Here is a 5,330-nt window from a genome sequence, read left to right as displayed (position 1 = left end):
CTAGGAGTCGAACCCACCCGGTTCGGGGCCCTTGACCGCAAGAGAATGCACCGCGACGCGCAGGCCAAGCTATCCCTGATCGGCCTGAACATCGACCCCAGTCGTGCACTCGGCTCCCTGAGTATCGGGATGCAGCAGATGGTCGAGATCGCCCGCGCATCAAGCGAAGATGCCCGCATCCTCGTCCTCGACGAACCCACCGCCGCACTCTCCCGCGCTGAAACCGAAGAGCTCTACCGAATCATCGAGGATGCACGGGCCAGGGGAGTGGGGCTGATCTACATCTCGCACCGCATGGAGGAGGTCTGGAAGCTAGCCGACCGGGTCACCGTGTTCCGCGACGGCAGATACGTCGGCACCCGCGAGCGCACCGACATTCAACCGGCCGACGTCGTACGCATGATGGTGGGCCGCGACATCCAGGATCTCTACACCCACCACCCACGTCAACTCGGCGAACCCCTCCTCCAGGTGAAGGATCTCCACGGCAACGGCGTCGGCCCAGTCAGCTTCACAGTCCGAGCAGGTGAGGTGGTGTGCCTCGCAGGCCTGATCGGCTCAGGGCGCACAGAGATGGCGCGCCTGATCTTCGGAGCGGAGAAAGCTCAAGGAGGCCAAATCACCCTCCGCGGGAAGCCCTACTACGCCGGCGCTCCACTCGCCGCGATCCGCAACGGGGTCACGATGGTCCCCGAGAACCGGAAGACCGAGGCACTGTTCCTCGACCACACCGTCGAGGACAACATCGCCTTGTCATCCCTCGACCGCTTCTCCACATCTGGGGTCCTCCAACGCGGGAAGATCCGCCGCTCCGTCCTCGAGATGATGGACTTCCTCCGCCTCCGCCAGAGCGCGATCGGCCTTCCGTCCCGCAGCCTCTCCGGGGGAAACCAGCAGAAAGCGATCCTCGCCAGGACGCTGCTGACCGAATCAGATCTCCTGATCCTCGACGAACCAACCCGCGGCGTCGACATCGGCGCCAAACGCGAAATCTATGAGCTGATCGACCAACTGGTCGGACAAGGCAAAGCCATCCTCATGGTTTCATCCGACCTTCCCGAAGCGCTCGGCACATCCGACCGGATCCTAGTCATGAGACACGGGCGCATCGTTGCGGAGCTGCCCTCTGCATCCGCCACCGAAGAACAAGTAATGAGCCACGCCACCGGAACAGCCGAGTAGGAACCACCATGACCCCCCCAACCCAAACCGCCGAAGCGGGAAAGTTCCGACTCATCCCGCGCAACATCGACTTCGCCACCTGGTGGGACCGTGTAGGCATCCTCGCAGTCCTCGCCATACTCACCGCCTTCATGGCCTTCGCAGCCCCCAACTTCGCCACCGTTGACAACCTCCTCAACATCGCCCGCGCCATCTCCATCAACGCGATCATCGCCGCCGGGATGACGTTCGTGATCCTTACCGCAGGAATCGACCTCTCTGTGGGCTCCATCGTCGCAGTCTCCGGCGTCACCTCAGTCCTCGCCGCCGTCGCGGGAATGCCCGCCGTAGTCGCGGTCCTCGTCGGAATCCTCGCCGGCGCCTTCGCGGGCCTCATCAACGGCGCTCTGTCGGCCTACCTGTCCCTCGCTCCCTTCATCGTCACCCTCGGGCTGATGACCTTCCTCCGCGGGCTGGCATACACCATGACCGAGGGCCAGCCGATCGTCGACAGCGCTCTGCCTTTCCGGGACCTTGGCAACGGCTACATCGCCGGCATACCCGTCCCCGTCGTCGTCATGCTCGTGGTCTACCTCATCTCTTGGTTCGTCCTCGAGCGCACCAAGTTCGGTCGCCACATCTACGCCGTCGGCGGGAACCCTGAGGCCGCCAGGCTCGCCGGTGTCCGGGTCAAGTGGATCCTGACCTCGGTCTACGTCATCGCCGGAGCACTTGCCGGCCTCGCTGGCGTCATCTTCGCAGCCCGCGTCGTCTCCGCCCAGCCAACCGCAGGAACTGGCTACGAACTCGATGCCATCGCAGCCGTCGTCCTGGGAGGCACCAGCCTCGCCGGCGGCAAGGGACGCATCGTCGGCACCCTCGTTGGCTCCGTCATCCTCGGAGTCCTCACCACCGGACTCATCCTCATGAACGTCCAGTTCTTCACCCAGCTCCTCATCAAGGGCCTAGTGATCATCCTCGCCGTGGCCATCGACTCTCTGAAGCAGCGTTCCACCGCGACCGCGAAGCCCGTCGCCAATGACGCAACCGAACTCACCGCAGGAGGCACGGCCGCATGAGCCGCACCATCGTCGTCACCAACACCCACGGCCCTCGACTCAACGAACCCATCGAGTTCACCATCGACGAGACACTCGACGGAAAGCTGTGGAGTGCACGCACCGACACCGGCGCCGAACTGGTCTGCCAACGGCTCGACCAGCAAGACGACCCCACACGCACCAAGTTCATCACCGTCGCCTCACTCGACACCCAACTGACCTTCACCCTCGAAGGACCACTCGGTGACGATGCTCAAGTCCGCGGGATCACGACCCTCGAACCACGTGAACCCGACGCCTTCACCCGACTCGACACCGGCTACTTCGACCTGGAGATGTGCACCGGCACAGCACAAGGGGAAGGCTCCTCCAAGTGGGGCATCCGACACTTCTCCTCTACCAGCGAAGGCGTCGACCTCCTTCCCTCGGGCAACAACGCCATCGGCGGCTTCTACGGCCCCTTCTTCACACCAGAGAACGGACTCATCAACCCCCCCGAACACACCACCGTCGCGATCGAAGTCCTCGAATGGGGCCCGATCCTGGTAACGCTGCGGATGAGCGGAGTGATCCCCGATGGCCTGCTCGACGAACTGAAGGGGAAGCAGTTCTCCATCGAGTGGCGCTTCACCTACGGCACCCCATGGTTCAGCCGCCGCTACCTCGTCGACCCCTTCGAGACCGTCATCAACGGAAGATCTGTCGTCAACAAGATCACCGTCGGAGACGAGTTCGAAGGCGGTCAAGGGGAGTTGGTCTTCGACCGCTTCGACACACCAGGCGGCACGCGATACCGCGACGGCGACCCCTACGCAGGCCAGCTCGCGGAGATGGTCGCCCGGACACTCGACGCCCCAGTGGACCGCAACCCGAAGTTCCATGCCTTCCGAGACGCACTCAGCGGCGACATCGAGTCAGCTCACTGGGATCTGTACTGGCGACTCTTCTGCGCCTGGGAACAAGCGATCCCTGACAGTGAGATCCGCGAACGCCTCGGACACGTCCGCACAGCCTCGCACCGGCTCGCGGATCTCCCCGATCGTCCCTGGAAGATCAGTAGCGGCCCCGTCGACATCCAGCACCTCGGCCACGAGACCATCTTCCCCGGAGCTGCGCAGAAGACCGTGGAGTACCACTCCGAACTGGGTCGAGCCATGGTGTGGTGGACATCCCAACCCTCCGGCCAGTTCCAGATCGTCCAGCGCCGCCAATCAGGCTGGGTCAACTGGGGAACAAACGGCGAGAACGAATGCCCTGAACTTCCAGTGGGAGTTCTCATCAAGACCGCCTACGGTCAATACGCCTCCACCTGGGAGAACGTGGCTGACCAACTCGAAACGCCTCCACAGGTGACGGTCGGCTAGTCTGTCTGCCACCCCCGGGCGAATACCGACCCTTCTGCCGAGGCGCCGCGGGGTCAGTATTCAGGCGGCCTCGACAAGCCAGTGGTAGAGCTGTCAATGCGATGAGCCAGCGCCGTGAGTGCCGGGCAACGGGATTCGAAGGCCGACAACCGGGGTATTGCAGTAAGGCCCCATAGCGTGGTGTAACCCTGGGTGGCCGTGCCGGAAGACGTCGGCGCGGTCACCGTGGGATTCTTCGAGTTCACGTCTCACAGTTCTCTCGAAAGGACATCAACCACGATGACCGCTCCTCATATTGTCGACCCCGCCCACGTGTTGGGCAACCTGCTGACCCAGGCATCGCCGGACATGATGCGCACCCTGCTGCAGACCCTGATCAACGCCCTCCTCTCGGCTGACGCGGATCAGGTCTGCGGCGCCGAGTGGGGCCAGCCGTCGGCCGACCGGCTCGCGCAACGCAACGGCTACCGCCACCGGCCCCTCGACACGCGCGTCGGCACCATCGACGTCGCGGTCCCGAAACTACGCTCGGGGACCTACTTCCCCGACTGGCTGCTGGAGCGCCGCAAACGTGCCGAGACGGCCCTGATCACGGTGGTCGCGGACTGCTACCTGGCCGGGTGTCCACCCGCCGAATGGACAAGCTCGTCAAAACGGCTCATCACAATGCAGGGTGTAGTAGTTGGGGTCTGAATCCGCCGGTCTCGAGGAGGCTGCGGGCGATGTAGTGGGTGAGGTTTCGGAAGCCCAGGGCGGAACCGCGGAGGTGTTCGAGGCGGCCGTTCAGTGCCTCGGTAGGGCCGTTCGACGTGCCGGGTCGGTCGAAGTAGGCCAGCACGTCGGTAGCCCGTTTCTTCAGGGTGCGCCCGAGCGTGATGACCTCACGCAGGACGCCGGGGACTCCACTGCTGATGCTCGCGATGAGGGCCTCCATCTTGGCCCGGCCCTTGGCTCGGTCGGGGTCGCGGTAGGCGGCGACCAGCTGCTGGTAGACGCCGTAGGTGGCCTCCAGTTGCACGTGGTCGTCGCCGGTGAACAAGGCGTCGAGGCGGGCTTGTTGTCGGCCCGACATGCTGCCGATCGCGAAGACCAGCGACGGGCCAGTCGAACAGATCCGGGTCCTGATGGCCGTGCGCCGCAGCGCAATGAAATCCCGCGTGGCAGCGCATCGACAGATCACATCCCTGCTGGCCATCGCCCCCGACGCCGTCCGGACCCGCTTCGCCACCCTCGACGGCGATGCCTTGATCGACACCCTCGCCGCCACCCGTCCCGGACCCGCCGTCGACACCGTCAGTGCGGCCACCGGGCAAGCGCTACGCCGACTGGCACGGCGCCATCAGAACCTCACCGCGGAGATCACCGAGATCGACGCCGAGCTACGCGTCCTGACCACCCAGTCCGCGCCCACAATGCTCGCCACCAAAGGGTTCGGCATCGTCACCACCGCAACCTTGCTGATCACCGCGGGAGACAACCCCGACCGGCTCCGCACAGAAGCATCCTTCGCCGCACTCTGCGGAGCCGCCCCGATCCCCGCCAGCTCCGGGAAAACGACCCGGCACCGCCTCAACCGCGGCGGCGACCGGCAAGCCAACTGGGCCCTACACCAGATCGCGCTCGTCCGGCTGTCCACCGATCCACGAACGAAGGCCTACGCCGCCAAGCTCACCGCCGCGGGCAAGAGCAAGAAGGACGTGCTGCGCTGCCTCAAACGCGCCATCGCCCGCGAGGCCTGGCACCT

Annotated in this window: 4 protein-coding genes and 2 pseudogenes; 5 read left to right on the top strand and 1 reads right to left on the bottom strand. The window is 64.8% G+C overall.

Annotated elements, in window-relative coordinates; all coding sequences use genetic code 11:
- From ACZK5D_RS16680 to ACZK5D_RS16665, 4 genes and pseudogenes are all read left to right on the top strand, one after another.
- Positions 1–1,182, top strand: a 1,182-nt coding sequence (locus ACZK5D_RS16680) for a sugar ABC transporter ATP-binding protein (protein ID WP_463666131.1), incomplete at its 5' end; no start/stop codon positions are given.
- A gap of 8 nt (positions 1,183–1,190) precedes the next feature.
- A complete protein-coding gene (locus ACZK5D_RS16675) occupies positions 1,191–2,240 on the top strand; it encodes an ABC transporter permease subunit (protein WP_463665171.1) in 1,050 nt (349 codons plus the stop codon).
- Positions 2,237–3,586 carry a hypothetical protein gene (locus tag ACZK5D_RS16670; RefSeq protein ID WP_463666130.1) on the top strand — a complete coding sequence of 450 codons (1,350 nt, stop codon included), beginning with the start codon at positions 2,237–2,239 and terminating at the stop codon, positions 3,584–3,586. The genes ACZK5D_RS16675 and ACZK5D_RS16670 overlap by 4 nt, the downstream gene beginning before the upstream one ends.
- A 279-nt stretch (positions 3,587–3,865) precedes the next feature.
- Positions 3,866–4,257: pseudogene (locus ACZK5D_RS16665) on the top strand (transposase); the annotation flags it as partial.
- On the opposite strand, the pseudogene ACZK5D_RS16660 reads toward ACZK5D_RS16665, so the two are convergent.
- A pseudogene (locus ACZK5D_RS16660) lies at positions 4,248–4,658 on the bottom strand (transposase); the annotation flags it as partial. The pseudogenes ACZK5D_RS16665 and ACZK5D_RS16660 overlap by 10 nt on opposite strands.
- Before the next feature lie 85 nt (positions 4,659–4,743).
- On the opposite strand from ACZK5D_RS16660, the gene ACZK5D_RS16655 reads away from it, so the two are divergent.
- Positions 4,744–5,330, top strand: a 587-nt coding sequence (locus ACZK5D_RS16655; RefSeq protein WP_463666129.1) for a transposase, incomplete at its 3' end; no start/stop codon positions are given.

The sequence above is a fragment of the Tessaracoccus yangjingae genome (genome assembly GCF_055326235.1).
This window is presented reverse-complemented; position numbering and strand designations above follow the sequence as displayed.